Source organism: Pseudomonas sp. S2_E02, assembly GCF_054668355.1.
Map to the genome: position 1 here is coordinate 5,109,324 of NZ_CP162761.1, position 20,108 is coordinate 5,129,431.

General features: G+C 57.8%; 18 protein-coding genes. 10 read left to right on the plus strand and 8 right to left on the minus strand.

Annotation, left to right across the window (positions count from 1 at the left end):
• Positions 1-36 precede the first annotated feature (36 nt).
• Entirely contained in the window at positions 37-1,251 is a 1,215-nt protein-coding gene (gene serB / locus AB4O01_RS22940; protein ID WP_093430160.1) for a phosphoserine phosphatase SerB, read from the plus strand.
• Between the two features lie 119 nt (positions 1,252-1,370).
• Here the strand turns inward: serB and AB4O01_RS22945 are convergent, their stop codons facing one another.
• Positions 1,371-3,125: a molecular chaperone gene (locus AB4O01_RS22945; RefSeq protein ID WP_460089647.1), complete on the minus strand. Its 1,755-nt coding sequence runs from the start codon at positions 3,123-3,125 to the stop codon at positions 1,371-1,373.
• 220 nt (positions 3,126-3,345) lie between these two features.
• On the opposite strand from AB4O01_RS22945, the gene AB4O01_RS22950 reads away from it, so the two are divergent.
• Complete coding sequence (locus AB4O01_RS22950; RefSeq protein ID WP_093430162.1) at positions 3,346-3,747, plus strand: lectin OAA family protein; 402 nt, start codon at positions 3,346-3,348, stop codon at positions 3,745-3,747.
• A 69-nt stretch (positions 3,748-3,816) separates the two neighbouring features.
• On the opposite strand, the gene asd is transcribed toward AB4O01_RS22950, so the two are convergent.
• Genes asd through AB4O01_RS22965 form a run of 3 tightly spaced genes read right to left on the minus strand, consistent with a single transcriptional unit; the run spans position 3,817 to position 7,092 of the window.
• A complete protein-coding gene (asd, locus tag AB4O01_RS22955) occupies positions 3,817-4,677 on the minus strand; it encodes an archaetidylserine decarboxylase (protein WP_093430163.1) in 861 nt (286 codons plus the stop codon).
• A gap of 18 nt (positions 4,678-4,695) precedes the next feature.
• Positions 4,696-5,511 carry a thiosulfate sulfurtransferase gene (rhdA, locus tag AB4O01_RS22960; RefSeq protein ID WP_460089650.1) on the minus strand — a complete coding sequence of 272 codons (816 nt, stop codon included), beginning with the start codon at positions 5,509-5,511 and terminating at the stop codon, positions 4,696-4,698.
• A 42-nt stretch (positions 5,512-5,553) separates the two neighbouring features.
• Positions 5,554-7,092, minus strand: a complete 1,539-nt coding sequence (locus AB4O01_RS22965; protein WP_460089651.1) for an HDOD domain-containing protein — start codon at positions 7,090-7,092, stop codon at positions 5,554-5,556.
• Positions 7,093-7,258: 166 nt separating this feature from the next.
• Here AB4O01_RS22965 and motA point away from each other — a divergent pair, with 166 nt between their 5' ends.
• From motA to AB4O01_RS22980, 3 genes are all read left to right on the plus strand, one after another.
• Positions 7,259-8,110: a flagellar motor stator protein MotA gene (motA, locus tag AB4O01_RS22970; protein ID WP_007952169.1), complete on the plus strand. Its 852-nt coding sequence runs from the start codon at positions 7,259-7,261 to the stop codon at positions 8,108-8,110.
• Positions 8,111-8,113: 3 nt separating this feature from the next.
• Positions 8,114-9,190, plus strand: coding sequence for a flagellar motor protein MotB (motB, locus tag AB4O01_RS22975; protein WP_095047287.1), 1,077 nt, complete (start codon positions 8,114-8,116; stop codon positions 9,188-9,190).
• A gap of 90 nt (positions 9,191-9,280) precedes the next feature.
• A complete protein-coding gene (locus AB4O01_RS22980) occupies positions 9,281-10,444 on the plus strand; it encodes a sterol desaturase family protein (RefSeq protein WP_460089653.1) in 1,164 nt (387 codons plus the stop codon).
• A gap of 43 nt (positions 10,445-10,487) precedes the next feature.
• On the opposite strand, the gene AB4O01_RS22985 is transcribed toward AB4O01_RS22980, so the two are convergent.
• The 4 genes from AB4O01_RS22985 to rsgA all read right to left on the minus strand — a co-directional run bounded on the left by AB4O01_RS22985 (position 10,488) and on the right by rsgA (position 13,586).
• A complete protein-coding gene (locus tag AB4O01_RS22985; protein WP_093430168.1) occupies positions 10,488-10,973 on the minus strand; it encodes a toll/interleukin-1 receptor domain-containing protein in 486 nt (161 codons plus the stop codon).
• On the minus strand, positions 10,973-11,932 hold the full coding sequence (locus AB4O01_RS22990; protein WP_460089655.1) for a caspase family protein: 960 nt from the start codon (positions 11,930-11,932) through the stop codon (positions 10,973-10,975). The genes AB4O01_RS22985 and AB4O01_RS22990 overlap by 1 nt, the downstream gene beginning before the upstream one ends.
• Before the next feature lie 2 nt (positions 11,933-11,934).
• Positions 11,935-12,342, minus strand: coding sequence for a TIR domain-containing protein (locus AB4O01_RS22995; RefSeq protein ID WP_093430170.1), 408 nt, complete (start codon positions 12,340-12,342; stop codon positions 11,935-11,937).
• Positions 12,343-12,554: 212 nt separating this feature from the next.
• Entirely contained in the window at positions 12,555-13,586 is a 1,032-nt protein-coding gene (gene rsgA / locus AB4O01_RS23000) for a small ribosomal subunit biogenesis GTPase RsgA (protein WP_016985702.1), read from the minus strand.
• A 107-nt stretch (positions 13,587-13,693) separates the two neighbouring features.
• Here rsgA and orn point away from each other — a divergent pair, with 107 nt between their 5' ends.
• The 5 genes from orn to AB4O01_RS23025 all read left to right on the plus strand — a co-directional run bounded on the left by orn (position 13,694) and on the right by AB4O01_RS23025 (position 20,090).
• Entirely contained in the window at positions 13,694-14,236 is a 543-nt protein-coding gene (orn, locus tag AB4O01_RS23005) for an oligoribonuclease (protein WP_003221098.1), read from the plus strand.
• 92 nt (positions 14,237-14,328) lie between these two features.
• Complete coding sequence (locus tag AB4O01_RS23010; RefSeq protein WP_093430171.1) at positions 14,329-14,940, plus strand: trimeric intracellular cation channel family protein; 612 nt, start codon at positions 14,329-14,331, stop codon at positions 14,938-14,940.
• A 175-nt stretch (positions 14,941-15,115) separates the two neighbouring features.
• The gene (locus AB4O01_RS23015; protein ID WP_099757836.1) at positions 15,116-16,147 is read left to right on the plus strand and encodes a hypothetical protein; all 1,032 of its coding nucleotides are present in this window, start codon (positions 15,116-15,118) and stop codon (positions 16,145-16,147) included.
• Between the two features lie 187 nt (positions 16,148-16,334).
• Positions 16,335-18,764 (plus strand): leucine-rich repeat domain-containing protein, encoded by a 2,430-nt coding sequence (locus AB4O01_RS23020; protein WP_460089657.1) that lies wholly within the window; start codon positions 16,335-16,337, stop codon positions 18,762-18,764.
• A gap of 339 nt (positions 18,765-19,103) precedes the next feature.
• Positions 19,104-20,090: a hypothetical protein gene (locus AB4O01_RS23025; protein ID WP_460089659.1), complete on the plus strand. Its 987-nt coding sequence runs from the start codon at positions 19,104-19,106 to the stop codon at positions 20,088-20,090.
• Positions 20,091-20,108 lie beyond the last annotated feature (18 nt).

The following is a 20,108-nucleotide window of genomic DNA, read 5'->3' on the forward strand; positions in this document are numbered from 1 at the left end:
TAGAATGCGGTTTTTTTCCAGTTGCGGGGGTGCGCGTTGCGCGAAATCGTCCTGATTAACATCACGGGAGTCGACCGTCCGGGTCTGACTGCGGCCATTACCGGCGTTCTGGCACAAGGTGGTGTGAACATTCTCGACATCGGTCAGGCGGTGATCCACGACACCCTGTCGTTCGGCATCCTGGTTGAAATCCCCGATTCCGAGCAAGGCAAGTCCGTGCTCAAGGACATTCTGTTCAAGGGCTACGAGCTCGATCAGCAGGTACGCTTTACGCCGGTGTCCGAAGAGGATTACCAGCAATGGGTGGGTAATCAGGGCAAGAAGCGTCACATCGTTACCCTGCTGACCCGCAAAGTAACCGCTGGCCAATTGCAGGCTGTCAGCTCGATCACCGCCAAATATGGCCTGAATATCGATCACATCGACCGTCTGTCGGGTCGCATGCCACTGGACACGCCAGCGGACAAGGGCAAGGGCTGCATCGAGTTCTCCGTGCGTGGCGAAGCCGCCGATCCACAGGCGCTGCGTGCCGAATTCCTCAGCGTTGCCCAAGCGCTGAACGTCGACATCGCCTTCCAGGAAGATTCGCTGTTCCGGCGCAACCGTCGTCTGGCGGTGTTCGACATGGACTCGACGCTGATCGAGGCCGAGGTCATTGACGAGCTGGCCAAGGCTGCCGGCGTGGGCGAGCAGGTGTCCGAAATCACAGAGCGGGCAATGGCCGGCGAGCTGGATTTCCGCGCCAGTTTCAAAGAACGTCTGGCCTTGCTCAAAGGTCTGGATGTCAGCGTGCTGGACTCGATCGGCGCTTCGCTGCGTCTGACCGAAGGCGCCGAAACGCTGTTCGCTGAACTCAAGCGTCTGGGCTACAAGACCGCGATCCTGTCCGGTGGCTTCACCTATTTCGCCAAGCAATTGCAGGCCAAACTCGGCATCGACTATGTGTTTGCCAACGAGCTGGAAGTGGTCGACGGCAAGTGCACCGGCGTGGCAATCGAGCCGATCGTCGATGCGCAGCGCAAGGCTGACCTGCTCAAAGAACTGGCGCACAAGGAAGGTTTGCGTCTGGAGCAGACCATCGCGGTCGGTGACGGCGCAAATGACCTGCCGATGCTGGCGATTGCCGGGTTGGGCGTGGCGTTCCGTGCCAAGCCGTTGGTGAAGCAGTCGGCGAAGCAGGCGATTTCGACGTTGGGGCTGGATGGCGTGTTGTATCTGCTGGGTTTCCGTGATCGCGACGGGCAGCTCTGAGGTCTCTATCGCCTGACTTGGCCTCTTCGCGAGCCTGCTCGCTCCCACAGTTGAAATGTATTCCAATGTGGGAGAGAGCAGGCTCGCGAAGGTTGCGCCGCCGATCCATCGGCGGGCACTTAAAGCGATTTCCACAACGAATCAAAATCCTCCTCGCTCCCGCCATTGCGCGCGGCCTCCAGCGAGCGATAGGCGAACTGATTGAAACTGTGCGTACTCGCCACCCGTCGATCCAGCCCGGCGCGGTGTTCTTCGCCTTGGGTATTGATCAGCACTTTACTGCCTTCCTGAAACGGCAAGCGCGGCGCCAGCAAGGTTGCTGGCAAATCTATCGCACTGATCTCCGGTAACAATAATCCGCGCAGATACTGACTGTGATCGTCCCGTGAACGCACCAGTTGCAGGCCGCAAGGCTGGGCATGTGGCGCCACCAGCTCAATGCCCATTTGCGTGCCGCCGCCGCGTACCTGGCGGATCCAGCGAATGACCGCAATGCTCCAGCCCAGACTGACACTGTCCTGAATGCCGAGCATTTCCCCGGCCTGCAGCTCGGCGGGCACTTCATTTGGCCACGCCAGGCAATATCCACCGGGGCTGTGATTGATCACCGGCAGGGCATGGGTCGGGTAATGGGGCGTACTGTCCGTGCCGCTTTCATCCTCGAGCAAATGGTCGTACTGGATTTCCTCGTAAGGCAAAAATTCATCAGTTTTGCTTTGCGGTGCGGCGTCGAAAGCCTGGCTCCAACTGTCCTTTTCACCTTTGGCGACGGCACTGCTGAAATTCGCCGAGCGCGTTCCGGGGTGTTTGAGCAGCTCGCTGAAACTGCGCTCGCCACCCAGATAAAAGTGCAGCGCGCTCATGCCCACGCACACGGTCAGATGGCCTTGGCCGACGGTGCGCTGAAAGCTGCGCTCGGCGGCTTGTCCCCAGGTGGCATGCAGGTGTTGCAGGGTGTCGAAGCTGAGCCCGGGCGGAACGGGCAGCGGCGTCGATGCGGGCGGGTGCTGCAAATGCGCTTCGATGGCGTTCACCAGTGGCTGCGGATCGAAGCCGAGCAATCCGGCCTGTTCTTCGCTGCGAAACATGTTGCGGTAGCGCGGGCCGGTATCGATCGCCGGGCTGATCGCAAACAGTCCTTCGCTCGAGCGACCGGGATGCAATTTGAGTAGGGCGCTCCACGGTTCGAGTACTTCAGCCAATCGGGCGATCTGGTTCTGCCGCAATTGATTGCAGCGGGCACTGCCCAGGAGCAGGGCGGCGATGTAAGTCTGTTCAAGCGTGAGTTCGGTGGTGAGGCTGGCGAGATCGTCGTGGACCCGGCGCTGTTGCAGTTGCAGTTCGCAGGCGATGCGATACAGCTGATGCAGTTCGAACCACACCTGCTCCGGTGCCGCGCTGTACAGCTGCGTCGCACGCAGCAGTTGACCCTTGAGTGTATGGGTCGCCCGTTGCAGGGCCGTGCTGACCAATATCGCGCGATCCTTGCTGTACTTCGGCGCAATCCGCAACATGATCTGTTTGTAGCCGACGGCCAGATGGCTTTGCAGCGCCTGACACAAATTGCTGATCTTGCGTGAACGCTCGTCGAGCATGATCGCCTGATGCAGGAAGTGCCGTTCCAGATGCTGGCAGACGAAATACACCTCGGGTCGCAGCAGCTCCAGCAGGTTGAGGCGATTGTCACTGGGGGTGAGCAATTGATTGAGTTCGCCCAGGCCTTGATACAGCAGGCGGGCGGTTTCACCGATGTTGGCCTTGGGCAGGTCGGCGATCCAGCGCTTGAGGTCGCGCGGCGTTGCTTCGCAAAACGACAGACGCGTTTGCGTCGGGGTCGGGGCGCTCAGGGAGGGTTGGGGACGAGACTCACTCATGCCTTGACGGGCTCCGGCGGCGGAAGGGGCAATGCCCAAAACTCTAGCAGCTGTGGTCTGTTTCGCTGGGTAGCGTCAGACTTTTTGACCGCTGGTCTGCTGGCCGGATGCCATTCCCCAAGCCCTACTAGTCTCTCAGGCGTGCGATCGGAAACGCACGGTTGCACGGCCTGCCGTCAACCTCGGGCAGGTCTCCCGAAACTTCAAGGAGATGAGGTTCATGTCTAAATATGCAGTGGCAAATCAATGGGGTGGCAGTTCGGCGCCGTGGCATCCGGGTGGAACCTGGGTACTCGGCGGGCGGGACAACCAGAATGTCGTCGCGATCGAGATCAAGTCGCGTGATGACGGTAAAACGTTCACCGGCACCATGACCTATGCCGGGGAAGGTCCCATTGGCTTCAAAGCGCAACGCACCGGTCAGAACCAGTACAACGTCGAGAATCAGTGGGGTGGCAATGATGCCCCGTGGCATCCGGGCGGCAAGTGGGTGATTGGCGGCCGGGACAATCAGAACGTTATCGCGTTGAGCGTCACGTCCAGTGACGGAGGGAAAAACCTCAGTGGCACCAATACCTATGCCAACGAAGGCCCGATCGGCTTTCGTGGGCAAATAGAGTAACGGCACCACCGAGTCGTATCCGCCTTTTCGCAGACGTGTGAAAAGGCGGATCAGTGGCTCACATCATGTTCAGGCTTTTGGCAGCGCCAGGCCTTGCCCCATCTGCACTGGCGAACCCGCCACCAGCTCTTGCGCCCATGTCACCTGATCCGGCCCGAACAGCACGATCGCGGTCGAACCCAGTTTGAAGCGACCCAGTTCGGCGCCTTTTTCCAGATGAATCGGCGCGCGGGCGGCTTCGTCGTAGCGGAAGGTTTTCAGCTCGCGCTTCGGCGGCGTGACCAGACCGGCCCATACGGTTTCGATCGAAGCGACGATCATCGCACCCACCAGCACCACGGCCATCGGCCCGCGCTCGGTGTCGAAAATGCACGCCACGCGCTCGTTGCGGGCGAACAGTTCCGGAACGTTTTCTGCGGTGGTCTGGTTGACCGAGAAGATCCGGCCCGGGATGTAGACCATTTCGCGCAGGGTGCCGGCCAGCGGCATGTGCACGCGGTGGTAGTCCTTCGGCGACAGGTAAATGGTGGCGAAGTCGCCGCCCATGAATGGTGCAGCGTTAGCCGCATCACCGCCGAGCAGTTCCAGCACGCTGAAGCTGTGGCCCTTGGCCTGGAACACGCGACCGTGTTCGATCGGGCCAAGCTGGCTGACCGCACCGTCGGCCGGGCTGAGGATCGCGCCCGGGGTTTCGTCCAGTGGACGCGCACCGTCTTTCAAGGCCCGGGTGAAGAAGGCGTTGAAGTGCTCGTAGGCAGTGAGGTCTTCGACCAGCGCTTGCGACATGTCCACCTGGTAGCGCTTGGCGAACCATTGGGTGAAGGCATTCTTGAACCAGCGCACGCGGCATTCGGCAATGCAGCCGGCCAGACGCGATAGCAGGTGATGAGGCAGCAGGTACTGGCTGAGGATAAACAGACGCTCTTTCATTAGTTGTCCTTAAAAACCTTAAATCTCGACTGGCGTGTCAGGGTGGTTGCCCCATTCGCCCCAGGAACCGGCGTAGCCCTTGACCCGCGGATAACCGAGGGATTTGGCCACCAGATAAGTGAAGCCCGACCGGTGATGGGTCTGGCAGTGGGTAATGATTTCTTTGTCCTTGGTGATCCCGAGGTCTTCGAGGATCTGCGGCATGTCTGTGCGAATGCGCAACTGACGGGCCTTGTCCATGCCGGCAGTCCATTCGAAATTGACCGCGCCGGGGATGTGCCCGGCCTTGGCGGCCAGCACTTTCTCACCGGAATACTCCAGCGGCCCGCGCGCATCCCAGATCGCCAGATCGGCAGCACCGAGGCGGCTTTGCAGGTATTCACGGGTCGCGGTCGGTTCTTCATGCAGGGTCAAGGGCACAGGGCCGCCCACTGCAGGCGGAACCTGGATCGACATCGGCATGCCGGCCGCCAGCCACGCCGGCAGACCGCCGTCAACGTAGTGATATTTGTCGTGACCGATCACGTCGAGCAGCCAGATGAAACGCCCGGCCCAACCGCCGCCTTCGTCGTCATAGACCACGTAGACCGCATCTTTGCGATGGCCCAGTTCACTGAACAACGCTTCCAGGTCGCCTTTGGCCGGCAACAAGCCCGGCGCCGGTGGCTGGCCAAGCTGGGTGCGTTTCGGGTCGACAAAGCGTGCGCCGGGAAAGTGACCTTCGGCATAACGGGCAGGGCTGGTCAGGTCCACCAGAATCAGTTCAGGGGAATCGAGACGCGGGAGCAGGTCGCTCGCCTCGATGACGAGCGGCAAGCCAGAGAAGTCAGACATGTGAGGTCTCCAGAGCACAAAGGGGAGGATTGTAGCGCAGCCTCATCGGCCGCGGCTGCTAAAGCTGTGCAGGGCTTTTTCGATGCACTGTGCGGTTTTGCCAAAGGCTTGCACGGTGATATCGGCGAACGGCCCGCCGCCCTGATCGGCGACGACAATCATGATCACCCGGCCGTTATTGACCAGGGAACGCAGAAACAGATGCTCGCCACGAAACAGGGTGCGCAGGCTCGCTGGCAGCAGAGCGGAGAACTGAGCGTTGTTCTCGGGATTGATCCGCACCTGCGCCTGTTGCGCGAGCAGCCGTTGCAAGACCTTGCTCTGGCTGACGACGAAATTCAGCGCCGCCGCTTCTTTCGGTAGCCCGGCGGTTTGATTCACGCGCAGATTGGACTGTGTGCGATCGGCCATCAGGATCATCACCCGGCGCATGCCGCTGGCAACCAGCGCATCGCGAGCGGCGACGGTCAGGCTCATGGCATTGGTGAAGCGGCTTGGCTCGGCCAATAGCTCGGCGCATTGCTGGCGCCATTGCGTCAGATCTTCCGAGGTTGGCGCAGCTGCGGGCAGCATGCCGGCTGGCAAACGATGGGTGCCCCATGGCCACAGCAACGAAACCGCCGGATGCCACAGGTCGGGCATCGCATGATGGCGCGCGCTGTTGGCGGCTTGCTGGTGCAACTGTTGTTGCACTTCATCCATGGAAATCTGCAGATAAAGGCTGGTCAGGTACTGCCAGCGTTCGCTGTGCGGACTGTCCCACGCCTGTTGCGCAGACAGTGCCAGGCCGTTGGCCAGCAGCACGGTGTTGGCCGGCTGGTTGAGCCAGCGGCGCAGGGTCGGGTCGTCATCGAGGCGGTTTTGCTGGCGCAACGGATGTTCGCTGTCGCGGGCGATGCGCAGCACTTTGACCAGTTCGCGCTGTTCACTCAGCAGCAGCTTATAACCCTGCTGCACCCAGATCGGCAGGTGCCAGACTTGCACCAGCGCCTCGGCGATTTTCAGCAGGCGTACGCCGAACAATTGCTTTTCGACCACGCGCGCCGATTCGCCCTTGTGGATAACCCGCAGTTCCCATTCTTCGAGCAATTGCGGATAAGTCAGCGCCAATGGCCACAGCGGCGACAAAAACAACAGGCTGCCCCAATGAATGTCCTGCCACAGCCGCGCCAGGCGACTGGCGAAAAAACCGTTGGCCTGTTGCGTCGCGTGCTGGCTGATCATCTGTAACTGGCGCAGGGCCTTGGGGATTTGCATCTGCGGTTCAGCCGGCAGGCGCGCGAGCAATTCTTCAGTCCGCGCCAGGCCGAGACGGTTGATCGCCACCTCGAGATTTTCCGCCGGTGCGGCCATGGTGCCGTGGGTGTGACGATTCGCCTCACGGATGATGCTCAAGGCCAGTGCCGGGCTGTCCTGCATCAGGTCGGCGATGTCGCGCAGCGAGCTGCGATTGTCGCGGATCGCCCGACAGACTTTGTCGTGAGCCTCTTGCGGCACGGGCAGCCGGACGCCATCGAGCAACTTTACCCAGCCGTCGAGGGTGGTCGGTTTTGCGTGTGGGACGTTCGTTTCATTAGCCATGTCTGGAGGGGATCTTCACTGACTGTAGACGCGCCCGGCATGGGCTAAATTGGCTTTTCGCCTGAACTGGCTATAGTCTGGCGCAGTTTTGCCGATAAGTAGAAGAAGAGATTTTTTAACTTCCGAATATGACCTTGAACCCGACTTAAATAAGTACTTTCTACCTATGGCTAAAATTATCGGCATCATCGTCGTATTCGCGAGCGTGCTCGGCGGATACGTGCTCTCCCACGGCAAGATTGCCGCCCTGATCCAGCCCTTCGAGGTGATGATCATCGGTGGTGCGGCACTGGGTGCATTCCTCCAGGCCAACCCCGGTTACATGACGATGCACGTGCTCAAGAAATCCCTGAGCATGTTCAGTTCGCGCTTCAGCCACACGTTCTATCTGGAAGTGCTCGGGCTGATCTACGAGATCCTCAACAAGAGCCGCCGCGAAGGCATGATGGCCATCGAAGGCGACATCGAAGATGCCGCCGCGAGCCCGATCTTCGCCAAGTACCCGGCAGTGCTCAAAGACGAACGCATGACCGCGTTCATCTGCGATTACCTGCGCATCATGTCGTCCGGCAACATGGCGCCGCACGAGCTGGAAGGCTTGTTCGACATGGAACTGTACAGCCTGAAAGAAGACCTTGAGCATCCATCTCATGCGGTGAACGGCATCGCCGATGCCATGCCCGGTTTCGGTATCGTCGCGGCGGTACTCGGTATCGTGGTGACCATGGCCTCCCTGGGTGAAGGCGATCAGAAGTCCATCGGTCTGCACGTTGGTGCGGCACTGGTCGGTACCTTCTTCGGTATTCTCGCGGCGTACGGTTTCTTCGGCCCATTGGCGCATTCCCTGGCTCATGATGCCAAGGAAGAGCTGAACGTCTACGAAGCCATCAAGGCCTCGCTGGTGGCTTCGGCTTCCGGCATGCCGCCTTCGCTGGCGGTCGAGTTCGGTCGCAAGGTTTTGTACCCGGCGCACCGTCCAAGCTTCGCCGAGCTGGAACAAGCGGTTCGCGGTCGCTAAGTCATGGAAAATAATCAGCCGATTATCATCAAGCGCGTCAAGCGCATAGCCGGCGGGCATCACGGCGGGGCGTGGAAAATCGCCTTCGCCGACTTCGCCACGGCGATGATGGCGTTCTTCCTGGTGTTGTGGCTGCTGTCCACCGCCACGCCCGAGCAGAAGATCGCCATCGCCGGTTACTTCAAAGACCCGGTCGGCTTTTCCGAAAGCGGCACGCCGTACATCATCGACCTGGGCGGCACGCCGACCCTGGCGCCGGAAAACACCCTTAACCCGGAAGTGAAATCGCAGCCGCAGCCTGACAAGGTTACGGTCGATACTGAACAGGTTGAAGGCATGGCCGAGCAGGTCGAGAAGGAGCGTCTGGAACTGCTGCTGCAAGAACTGCAGAACAAGGTCGACGAGAACCCGCAGTTGCAGAAGTTCAAGGATCAGATCCTCTTCGAGATCACTCCGAACGGTTTGCGCATCCAGATCATGGACGCCGAGAACCGGCCGATGTTCGACTCCGGTTCTGCACGCCTGAAGCCGTACTTCGAAGACATCCTGCTGGCCATGGCCGACACCATCAAAGCGGTGCCGAACAAGATCAGTATCAGCGGCCACACCGATGCCAAGCCTTATATCGGTACCGGTGATTACGGTAACTGGGAGCTATCGGCCAACCGTGCCAACGCTGCCCGGCGTGCCTTGGTTGCCGGTAGCTATCCGGATGCGCAAGTGGCGCGGGTAGTGGGTTACGCCTCGTCGGCATTGTTCGACAAGGAAAACCCGTTCAACCCGGTCAACCGCCGCATCGATATTGTCGTACTGACCAAGAAGGCCCAGGCGGCCATCGAAGGTGCGCAAGGTGCCGACGCGGCTAAACCGGCGGATCAGAGTCAAAACGGCAACGCCCCGGCGACACCGGTTGATCCGAACGCGCTGCCGGCGGATCAGCAACCGGTGCCGGCGCACGAGCTTCGCGAGCGGTTGAATCTGTTCGACGACGCCGCACCGAAACCGGCCGAGCCGGGGAGTGCGGCGCCTGCTCCCGCTACTCCGCCAGCCACTGCACCGGCTCCCACGCCCAAGCAGTGATTCACAAAAAGCCACGGTCACCGTGGCTTTTTGGTTTCTGCCTGCGTCGCAATGAGCAGTCGCAGTATTCGCAATCACGGAAGATCAGTTATGGAAAGACTCAAAGCCTATTTTCAGCGGCACGGCAACGCACCCTTCAAGTTTGGTGAGGGGCGGGTCAGTGGCTATATATCAGCCACCCTCGGGCTGTTGAGCCTGTTGGCGGTACTCTGCTTTCTCTTCCCGGAATGGCTGACCACGGCTGAACTGCGCAAGGTCTATGACGAGCAATTTGCGCGTACCACGCTGTTGCTCGGTCTGGTGCTGTCGTTCAGTCTCGGCACCCTGAATATCCTGCTCAACACGCGCAAACGTCTGGGGATTACCGGATTGGTGGCGTCGGGGCTGGCAGTGTTTCTGGGCGGTACCAATGTCCAGGTCAGCGCGATCGGGCAGACGCCGTACTCGCTCGGCCTGGACTGGTTTGTGCTGGCGCTGCTGGTGTCGGCCATCGTGTTCATTCCTCTGGAAAAGCTCTACTCCAAGGACCCCGAGCAAAACATCCTGCGCCCGCACTGGCGCACCGACCTGACCTACTTTTTCGTCAGCCACATGCTGGTGCAGTTCATCCTGATCTTCATCACCGCCTCGTCGAGTTACATCGCCGGCTGGGCGATGTCGCCGGGCTTGCAGGCCAGTGTCCAGAGCTTGCCACTGGTGGTGCAGTTTCTGCTGGCGATACTGGTCGCCGATCTCGGTCAGTACTGGCTGCACCGGCTCTACCATGTAGTGCCATGGCTGTGGCGCATTCACGCGGTGCATCACTCCAGTACGCACATGGACTGGCTCGCCGGCTCCCGCGTGCACTTCATTGAAATCCTGCTGACCCGCACTGGCGTGCTGGTGCCATTGATGCTGCTGGGCTTCGCGCCGCAAGCGTTGAATGCCTATGTAATCCTGGTCGGTGTTCAAGCGGTACTGGCCCACGCCAACGTGCGAATCAACGGCGGCTGGCTGAACTACCTGATCGTGCTGCCGCGCTATCACCATTGGCACCACGCCCGGCACAAGGACTACATCTACAAAAACTACGCGATCCACACGCCGCTGGTGGATATGCTCTTCGGTACGTTCAAGCTGCCGCCAAAGGAATGGCCGGTGCGTTATGGCGTGTTTGGCAAGGAGCTGCCGGGCGGGATTGTGCGTCAGCACCTGTATGCGTTTCGCCAGCCTGAGCCAAAGGTAGTTGTGCCAAAACCGCCGGCCAGCGTGTGAGGCAAAAAAAAGCCGCGAGATGATCGCGGCTTTTTTACGTCTGTCAGAACCCGCGCCGAATCCGGTTCTTCAGTTGTTCGTGGAAAATCTCGGCGTTGCGCTTATAGGTGCCGCTAAAGGATTCATTGCTCGAATCCAGCGTCATCGAGCGTTTGTTCGACACTTCCTCGCGATACGCGTCGATAAAGAAATTCAGATCACTGTCCGTGCTCAGCTTCGGCCACTTATCCAGATACAGCGGCAGCTCCGTCGGCCCGGTCTTGAACGAGCAGATCCGCCGGTTGCTGATGGTCGCTTCGCCAATTTCGAACGGCACCCACCACGATAACGCAGTCTTTTCCGAGACCACTGCCAGCAGGTGCGTGCATTCGGTGATGTTGCGGGTGATGACCCCAGTGATGTCGTCGGTGGTCTGCGACTCGGGGTCGAGCACGTCGAGGTAGGTTTTGATGTTGGCCTGGATCAGGCGGCTATTGATGGCGATGGCGTGGGCGCGATCCATGTGGCGGTAGCTGATGAATACGGGCATCAGAAGTGTCCTTTTAGGGCGAGTTCGCGGTAGTAGGCACCGAGGGCGGTGAGGCGGCAGCCGGTGGAGTTGATGGCGGCGTAGTACATGTGTTCGGCGTCCACGGGCTCGATCAGGCTGTGGCGATTGCACATTTGCAGTTGCTTGAAGATGTCGCCGTGCTCGGGGTTGAACAGCGCTTCGGTGGGCTCGTAGCTGGGGTCGAGTCTGAAAACGAAGCTCGGTTCCGGGAACCAGTCCTTGAGTTTGCGCAGGGTTTCTTCGGCGATCAGCGGCGCGACCTCGCGTAGCGGCACAAACTGCGAGACATTGGTCTTGAATACCGGACGCTGTTCCCAGGCTCCCAGCGCATTGTCGACAAACGAATAGACGCTACCGGGGGTGACCTTGCCGAGTACGTTGGCAGCGCCACCATGCAGCGCTTGCAGCAACAGATCCGTAAATACCCCGTGACCGCGGCTTTCCAGGGCGTACTGTTCTTTTTTGCAGGCGGTGAGAATGGTCACGCCTTCGCCGATCACACTGCTGCCGCCGCGCAGGTTGCGCAGGGCGCCTGCTGCACCGGCCTGGCAGCAATCGAGAATGATGATTTTATTCTTGATGTGCGGGGCTTTGTCCGCCCATTCCAGAATGTCGCTGATGCGGATACCGTCTCCGCCAGGCTGATAGTCCTGGGGAATCAGTAGTCCTTCGTCGATGCTGGTGTCGAACTGCCCATGACCGGCGAAGTACAGCAGTGCCACGTCACAGTCGCCTGAGAACAGGCTCTGGATCTGCTGTTTCATGAGTTTGAGCGTTAGTTGTTCTTCGGCCGACGTCAGCACTTTGCTGCTGAAGTTCGGGCGCCCGTTGGCGTGACGCTCCAATACCGAAGCCATGGCCATTGCGTCGTTGTTACAACCGCTCAACGGCGAGACGTAGTCGTAGTGGTTGATGCCGATAAACAGTCCCTTGCGCATGATCACACCGCCGTATGCAGGCGAATCGCGCTGACGATGCTATTGGTGTTCCACGCGCATTCGGCGTGTGCCGCGTCACGTACAACGGCGGAAATGCGCTCGGCGCCGAATGGCTTGATCGCGATGATCACCTTGCCCATGCGTTTGGCGATCTCGATTTCCTTGTTGATCCACTTGCTGTAGGTCGAATACATCCCGGCCATGATTAGTACCGCCGAGCAGGGGCGAATCTTGTTTTCGATGGCTTCTTCGAGCTGCTTGTCGGTCTGCGCGCCCATGATCGGGTTATGTGGCGGCACGGAAAAATTCTTGAAACTGAAATCCGGCCTGGCGCCGAGCAGGCGTACCAGATTGTCGTGAGCGTGGGCGTAGTTCCACGAATGGCTGATGAACAGGTGATAGGTCTGCATGGGGTTCCTCGAAGGTCGCGAAGGTGCGAAGGAGGACCCCAATCTAGGCATCTGGAGCTTGCCTACAAGGGTTGGGCGGTGAAAGAGAAATGTCCTGCAGGCAGGCGTGTGCGGGCCTGTAAGAAAAGTCTGGCGTTTAACGGAATCGAGGGTTTGTCAGGCGCAGTCCGACATCCGGCAGCCCTCGGGCGAGGTACTGCCGGTGCAGATGTTTAGTAGCCGTTTTCCGGCAGGCTGGCGATGATCGAGCGGTAGCTGTTCATCCGCTGCTGCTGCACGCGGCCATCTTCCAGCGCCTTGAGCAGTGCACAACCGGGTTCGCGGTCGTGTTTGCAGTCGCGAAAGCGGCAGGTGCCGAGCAGGTCATTGAACTCGATGAAACCGGCTTCAACATCGGCGCGGCTGACGTGACCCAAGCCGAATTCGCGGATACCCGGGGAGTCGATCAACTCACCGCCGCCAGGGAAGTGGAACAGGCGCGCAGTAGTCGTCGTGTGCGTACCCTGACCGGACAACTCGGACAACGGCCCGACACGGGTTTCCACTTCAGGCAGCAAGCTGTTGACCAGCGATGACTTGCCGACACCGGACTGGCCGACGAACACGCTGATGCGGCCGTCGAGCTGCTGTTGCAGTTGTTCCATGCCGTTGCCGTGGTGCGCCGACACTTCCAGCACCGGATAACCGAGTGTGCGGTACACCGCCAGCAGCGCATTGAGCGCTGGGGCGTTCTGCTCGTCGATCAAGTCGAATTTGTTCAACAGCAGCAGCGGCCGGATGCCAGCGTGTTCGGCGGCAACCAGATAGCGGTCGATCAGGTTGGCATGCGGCTCGGGCAGCGGCGCGAAGACGATGACGATCATGTCGACGTTGGCGGCTACCGGTTTGAGCTGGCCACGGCTGTCCGGGCGGCACAGTTCGGTGGTGCGCGGCAGTTGCGCAACAATCACCCCGATGCCCTGATTGCCGGCACGCCAGACGACTGTGTCGCCGGTTACCAGCGCAGGCAGGTTGGCGCGCAAGTGGCAGCGGAACACCTGGCCGGCCTGATCACCGTCAACGGCCTCGACCTCGACCTGTACACCGAAGTGGGCAATCACCAGGCCGGTCTGTTCCGGGCCCAGGTCGCCGCCCTCAAGGGCTTCGACAGCCGAGGACTCGCGTTTGGCGGCGCGTGCAGCGCGCTCGCCCTGAATCTTTTCGATGCGCCAGTTTTGACGACGATTGAGTTGGCGTTTGGCCATGGGTGTTCCGTCTGAAGAATGCAGCGATTAGGTAAAACGGCCGCGAGTTTAGCACGCCCGGCCACCGGCCTAGGCTAAACTGCGCAGCATTGCCTAGGAGCCGACATATGCAAAACCCGCAGAACCTGATCTGGATCGACCTGGAAATGACCGGTCTGGATCCGGAAAACGACGTCATCATCGAGATGGCCACCATCGTCACCGACAGTGATCTGAACACCTTGGCCGAAGGCCCGGTGATCGCTATCCACCACAGTGACGAAGTGCTCGCGCGTATGGACGAGTGGAACACCCGCACCCACGGCAACTCCGGCCTGACCCAGCGCGTGCGTGACAGCCGAATCAGCATGGCCGAAGCCGAAGCTGAAACCATCGCCTTCCTGGAAAAATGGGTACCGAAGGGCAAGTCGCCGATCTGTGGCAACAGCATCTGTCAGGATCGCCGCTTCCTTTATACCCACATGAAAGCGCTGGAAAGCTATTTCCACTATCGCAACCTCGACGTCTCCACGCTCAAGGAACTGGCCGCGCGCTGGGCACCGGACGTGCGCGACAGCTTCAAGAAGGGCAGCACCCACCTCGCGCTGGACGATATCCGTGAGTCGATCGCCGAGTTGCAGCACTACCGCAAGCATTTCATCAAGTTCTGATGCCTGGCGATGGGGGCGGGCATTGCGATTGCCCCCTTTTGGTGCCGCACTGAAATGGCTAGACTGCGCGCCTTCCTGCCTGGATCGCCACCATGTTGCTGATGCTCTATCTGATCGCCATCACCGCTGAAGCCATGACTGGCGCCCTGTCTGCCGGGCGGCGCGGCATGGACTGGTTTGGCGTGGTACTGATCGCCTGCGTAACAGCCTTGGGCGGTGGCTCGGTGCGCGATGTGCTGCTCGGGCATTATCCGCTGACCTGGGTAAAACACCCGGAATACCTGGTGCTGACTTCGGTAGCGGCAATGTTCACCGTGTTCACCGCGCGCTGGATGCGCCACTTGCGTTCGCTGTTCCTGGTGCTCGACGCCGTCGGTCTGGTGGCGTTCACCCTGATTGGCTGCATGACCGCGTTGGAAATGGGCCACGGCATGCTGGTGGCGTCGGTCAGCGGCGTGATCACGGGGGTGTTCGGTGGCATCTTGCGCGATATTTTCTGCAACGACATTCCGCTGATCTTTCGCCGCGAACTGTATGCGAGCGTCTCCTTCGCTGCAGCGTGGTGCTACATGCTGTGTCTTTATCTGAATGTGCCCGGTGAACAAGCCATTCTGATTACGCTGTTCGGCGGGTTCTTGTTACGTCTGCTGGCCATCCGTTTTCATTGGGAAATGCCCAAGTTTGTTTATAACGACGAGCCTTGATGGTTGTCGCCGGAAAATAGTTGTTTGCCAGATAAAAGTCTGTAAGCCACTAGAGGTTTGCAAGCGTATGTTTCTTACATTTTTCGCTTTGCTGTTTATTTGAAAGGTCTGTAATTTTTTTGTTGGCATATTTTTGATGTCGACATTTAAATATTACTCTTCGAAGGAACACATCATGAGTGAAAGCATGGATGCTACACACGATCAGCAAACCACTGCGCCCATACTCGCAGGCCTTGCCATTATGAAGGTCAAGTTTGATGCGAGCGACAATACTCGCACCAAGTCGCTGTTTGGTAATGGCCGGATGCAGGTGAAAGTACAAGTTTTGGTTTCCGGGATAGACGCCAACGGCAATGCCATGCACGTGCCTGCAGATGTAATGGAAAGCATCGAACTGATTCATTACAGCACTGGCAAAACGTTGCGCGACGGCTGGGCCGCAAGCACCGATCAAGGGCGGTTTACGATTGAGGCGCGACCTTCAACCTCCGCCGGAGACGCTCCCGACAACGATTCGGAAAATGACAGCGTCCATCCGCAGGTCCGCACGTTTTGGGTATCCTCATCGAGCGCCGGGACGACCCAGATTGGTGCGCGCCTGTCGCTGAACGGTGAGAGGATTCTCAGTAATGGAACGACACTCTCCAGTGTTCATGACAGTAGTGTAACCATCGAAGCACAACCTCCATCGGCGTACTCCATCGAAGAATTTCGCTGGTATCAAACCCGGCGCGGCGATGAATTGCCCGGCAATCGAATCTGGAGCCATCGTCTTGGGCTCTATCCGCGAGGGCAGCAGATCAAGCTGGTCGATTGGGTTGTAGACGGAGTAGGAGAAGGCGTTGACCATAAGTTTGCGGGGGGTAACAGACTTAATGAAATAAAAACCAATTATATGGAGGTCATTCTTGTTCGCCCTGAAAAACAAAGTGTGACTGTGATCTTGCCGGCTAACGGAGATCCTTTTGTATACACCTTTTTTCCTGACGCCCATACATGGGGTCGAGAACATTATGATGTGAAGATTCAGAGCGATGGCGAGCTAACTGTCGTGCAAGCCCTGTCCGAATACTCGGAAGCCGGTAAAGGTTCCAAGTACGGAAACAAGCTTCACTTTCTTGCCATTGATGAACACGGTACGGAGCATAGGCTGGCGATTCGCGTAAACTTTTACGAGCGAAATTTATATCTGGAACGAGGCTAAGACTCACCTTCGCTGATGCAATGCCAGTGGATGTAGTAGATATATATGCTTTTTGGCATGGTAACTACCGATAAGCTGTGGTGTTCAATTATCAGGTAATTGCATTCAAAGTGCTTTTGCTTATATCGAGTGTTGGCCCCTTCTGTAATGCGGGGCCAACGCAGCCATATCTCAAGGATGAGCAGCCATGACTGGCAAACCGCCAAAGGTCAAACCTGTACCTGCCCCAATCAAAATCCCCGAATTCAGCGTAGACGGTACTCATCGGCCACCGCCCGGCTCTTCAGCAATGCCGCACCTGTCTATACCCCATCACCTCGAAACGCTGCCCGTTTCCTTCGGGCCTGACTCGATCGCAGTGACGCCAGCGATCAGAGTGAGCGTGAACCCGAGGTCATCTGCGATCGATGAGTTCGCGATGCGTGCCGCGAAGTACTCACTGGCAGATTACTGGATACCCGCACCCAAAATCTTCGGTGAAGCCGATGCGCAAGGCATCAGGATTGTGAAGCAGCGCCAGTACGTGGCCGTGGCCGATGACCATGTCGTGCAAGTGGTGCTGGACGCTGAGAGCGGGCTGTTTCGCGCCACTCTGGCCAGTGAGCTCGACCCCTCCGGCCCGCTATTGAAGCCGGACAACGAAGGCCGGTTCTGGGGGCCGCTGGACAGCGATGTCACCCCCTTCACTGACTCAATCTCAGTACAAACCGCAGAACTTTTTCGGCGGATGGGCCGTTCCGTGGCGCAATTTTCCGCCGCCATGGTTGCACGTGTGCTGGCAGTGAGCGGGGTCAATGAACCAGTGCTGCGCGATGTGCTCATGAATGATCGCCCTGCGCCTTTTTTACTGGAGGACACCATCAGGCGATTCGAACTTGATCAGACGATTCAGGCGCAGGGACGCGGGGCCGCCCCTGAGCGATTTAGGCGGTTCAAGGATCTGGAAGATGCCTTTGAATCCGATTGCGATGAAAACACTTTACGGATGCGCCGGGTGTTTCCACATCTACCGAAAACCGCTGCGCAGGCGATATGGCGCAATATGAGCGCTGCCGAACGTTTACATATGCACAACCTGCCAGGCATGCCTCAGCGAGTGGCGAAAGAGGCACTGGTGGCGCTGCGAGAGATTCGCCTGGCAAGGGCCGTGGAAGGCATTCACTTAGAGGCCGTAGCCAACCCGGACAGTGATCGGTTAGTGCTGCATATGCTCGGAAATCTGGCGAATTGGCCGCGGCAGACGCGTGTCGAGATTCGCCAAAGGACGATGGACGGGCATGTCCTGAGCGCTATCGGCGATGCCCGATCACCGTTTCGTCACATACTGATCCGTCAGGATGATGGCTATGTCCTCCAGAACAGCGACGCCCAATTACCTCGGAAATCGAAGGATCTGTACTCAACCATCTGGTTTCTGTTGTCGCCCGGGCATCGTCAGTTGCTGGGTGTGACAGAAGATGGTGGTGCGGCGTTGCAACAGTGGGTCCGCGCGCAGCCGTTGCCATCACGCCAAACTGTGAGTGAGTTGTTGGGGATGGCGCCGCTTGCGGTCACCGTTGATCCTGCCACTGCACAACACCGGCAAAAGGGGCAGTTGCGTGGCGGCGGCGACAACAACCCGACATCGACCAGGTCCGTTGCCGACCGTGTGCGTGATCTTTATCCGCATCTTCTAGATGAGGAGGTGACGGCATTTATCACCGAGCGTTTGAAGAGTGATCCATCCGGCATATTGCTGCGCCTGGAAAAAGAATTTGCGACATTGCGTAATGAACTGGCGATATGGAATGCCGATGGGGCGTCATCTCATACGCAGACGTCGGAACCAGAGGGAGCGTCGACGCTTGCCGAACGACGCCAGGCTCGCGAGAAGTTCAGCGCAAAGCTGCAAGATATCTGGCAGCGCAAGTCGGTTTCGAGATGGGGCGAGGGGGATTATTATTTTTCTCACTATGTTGATTTTTCGGGTGAGTTACCAAGGTTGTCCGCCCGATTTGAATATGTAGCAGAGTTGATATTGACCGCAAATGAACCGGGTGCACGGATAGGTGCGTTTCTCGACAGCTTTCCGAATATTCAATATTTGGGAGTCGTTGGCATAAAAATGGAGGGATTCCCGTCAGGAATATTTCAAATGCGCCAGTTAAGCGAGCTTACGCTGGACGGGTGCTCGCTAAAACTATCCGAGGTCACAGCTGAAGGATTGTCCAGAATCGAAACGCTGACCCGATTGAATCTGGCAAACAATCCTCTGACAGTTGCTCCGCATGTAGGCTACATGGCCGGTTTAACCGGATTGATGCTGAGCAACGCACATCTTTCCAGCGTTCCTTCAGGCATAGATTCGCTCAGGAAGCTGGGGGTCGCGGCATTGCATGATAATAATATTTCTGACGTGGGATATGAATTGTTCGAGATTCCCGATACGCAGGATCTATTCATTGGTTTATTGAATAATCCGCTGAGTGACGCGTCAAGGCAACGGATTAGTCAGTATCTTGAAAACTCCAGTATGGATCGGAAGGTGGAAATCCAGACGGAGGAGGTGGTTTTCGAATCTGACTCCGATAGCGAGTCCTCGGAAAGCGGATTCTCGACAGGCTCAGACAGTGACTGAATATTGGTGGAAGTAACCGCTCCTTTGTTTTTCTAACATAACCTGACAAGAATAAACTGCCCGTTGGCTCCTCTTTTGATTCTGTGCAGTTGAGATCAGGAGGGGAGCAAGTTGTTGAGTGCTGAAATCAAAGGGGCAGGCGGAGTGTGGTTGAAGTTTGCTTGATGTGGTCTGCGATTGTTGAATGTATTAGCATTTGTGAGGGTTGTTGGGGTTGATGTTGAAATATTACTTTCTCATAATTTGTCGAATGTCGCGGCTGTTCTTATTTAAATCGATCGTCAATAGTTTGCTGAGTCCTTAGAGGGCGAAGTGTATTAATCAGCAAGGTATTGATAAATGTTTGATGAGCAAATTGGTATTTCCCGTATCGAAGTTAAATTCGATGCCACAAGGTCGGGCCAGCATAAAGTGCTTTATGCCAACGGGCGCATGCAGGTGCGTGTTTTGGTGCTTCTGCACGGGATCGATAACAATGGTGATGGCGCATCTCTGTATGGGCATCCCGCCCTGCAATCACTGCGGTTGATCGCCTATAACGGCGCGCGGCCTTTGGAAGGAAACTGGAGCGTATCGCTGCAGGAAAATCGTTATGCTCACGAAATGTCGGGTGGTGCGCCGCGAGTTACCGAAGTTCCACGTGCCACGCACAATCGGATAAGTGACGAGTCTGATCCCGTGCAGATTTTCCAGTTTTGGGTTTCGGCCACCAGGCCCGGAATCATGGAAGTGGCCGCCGAAATTCTCGTGGATGGCGTGTTATTGCGAAGTAACGGAATCGGCTTTGACAGCAGTGTTACGCTGGAGGCAATTCCGCCGAAAGAATATTCGCTGAAGAGCTTTACATTCAATGAATATGGTATCAAACAGCAGAAAGCACAATATGACTGGGTTCAAAGTCATCACATTGGGCTGCACGCGGACGGCAGGCAGATTCACCTGCTTGACTGGTACAGCAGTGAGGTAAAACTTGATCCTTATGATTCCGAAGATGCGGTGCAAGTCTATGCCTCCGGAAACATTCCTGGTACTCGCGATGGGCGCAGAAATTTTTACGGTTACATGGCACCCATCTACGGCCTGAAAGCAAATTTTCGCAGTCCCCTCGGTATTATGAACGTGCCGATCAACAATGTGCCTGGGCAACTGACGCTTGTTCAATATATTTCCGCTGACCTGCAAGTGGGGCGGGAAAGCGAGGGTTCATTCGAGTTTGCAGTGATCGATGAGTTTGGCTCGGAACACAGGCTGTGTATCGAAGGTAATAAAGAGCAGCGCACTTTTATTCTGGGTGAGTCCAAGCGATCAATGAAACAGCTTGTCTGATTTCATAATGTGGTCAGC

Excerpts from the sequence above, each read along its gene's own strand:
- AB4O01_RS22945 (WP_460089647.1), bottom strand. The coding sequence starts at position 3,125 with ATGAGTGAGTCTCGTCCCCAACCCTCCCTGAGCGCCCCGACCCCGACG.
- AB4O01_RS22950 (WP_093430162.1), top strand. The coding sequence starts at position 3,346 with ATGTCTAAATATGCAGTGGCAAATCAATGGGGTGGCAGTTCGGCGCCG.
- asd (WP_093430163.1), bottom strand. The coding sequence starts at position 4,677 with ATGAAAGAGCGTCTGTTTATCCTCAGCCAGTACCTGCTGCCTCATCAC.
- rhdA (WP_460089650.1), bottom strand. The coding sequence starts at position 5,511 with ATGTCTGACTTCTCTGGCTTGCCGCTCGTCATCGAGGCGAGCGACCTG.
- AB4O01_RS22965 (WP_460089651.1), bottom strand. The coding sequence starts at position 7,092 with ATGGCTAATGAAACGAACGTCCCACACGCAAAACCGACCACCCTCGAC.
- motA (WP_007952169.1), top strand. The coding sequence starts at position 7,259 with ATGGCTAAAATTATCGGCATCATCGTCGTATTCGCGAGCGTGCTCGGC.
- motB (WP_095047287.1), top strand. The coding sequence starts at position 8,114 with ATGGAAAATAATCAGCCGATTATCATCAAGCGCGTCAAGCGCATAGCC.
- AB4O01_RS22980 (WP_460089653.1), top strand. The coding sequence starts at position 9,281 with ATGGAAAGACTCAAAGCCTATTTTCAGCGGCACGGCAACGCACCCTTC.
- AB4O01_RS22985 (WP_093430168.1), bottom strand. The coding sequence starts at position 10,973 with ATGCCCGTATTCATCAGCTACCGCCACATGGATCGCGCCCACGCCATC.
- AB4O01_RS22990 (WP_460089655.1), bottom strand. The coding sequence starts at position 11,932 with ATGCGCAAGGGACTGTTTATCGGCATCAACCACTACGACTACGTCTCG.
- AB4O01_RS22995 (WP_093430170.1), bottom strand. The coding sequence starts at position 12,342 with ATGCAGACCTATCACCTGTTCATCAGCCATTCGTGGAACTACGCCCAC.
- rsgA (WP_016985702.1), bottom strand. The coding sequence starts at position 13,586 with ATGGCCAAACGCCAACTCAATCGTCGTCAAAACTGGCGCATCGAAAAG.
- orn (WP_003221098.1), top strand. The coding sequence starts at position 13,694 with ATGCAAAACCCGCAGAACCTGATCTGGATCGACCTGGAAATGACCGGT.
- AB4O01_RS23010 (WP_093430171.1), top strand. The coding sequence starts at position 14,329 with ATGTTGCTGATGCTCTATCTGATCGCCATCACCGCTGAAGCCATGACT.
- AB4O01_RS23015 (WP_099757836.1), top strand. The coding sequence starts at position 15,116 with ATGAGTGAAAGCATGGATGCTACACACGATCAGCAAACCACTGCGCCC.
- AB4O01_RS23020 (WP_460089657.1), top strand. The coding sequence starts at position 16,335 with ATGACTGGCAAACCGCCAAAGGTCAAACCTGTACCTGCCCCAATCAAA.
- AB4O01_RS23025 (WP_460089659.1), top strand. The coding sequence starts at position 19,104 with ATGTTTGATGAGCAAATTGGTATTTCCCGTATCGAAGTTAAATTCGAT.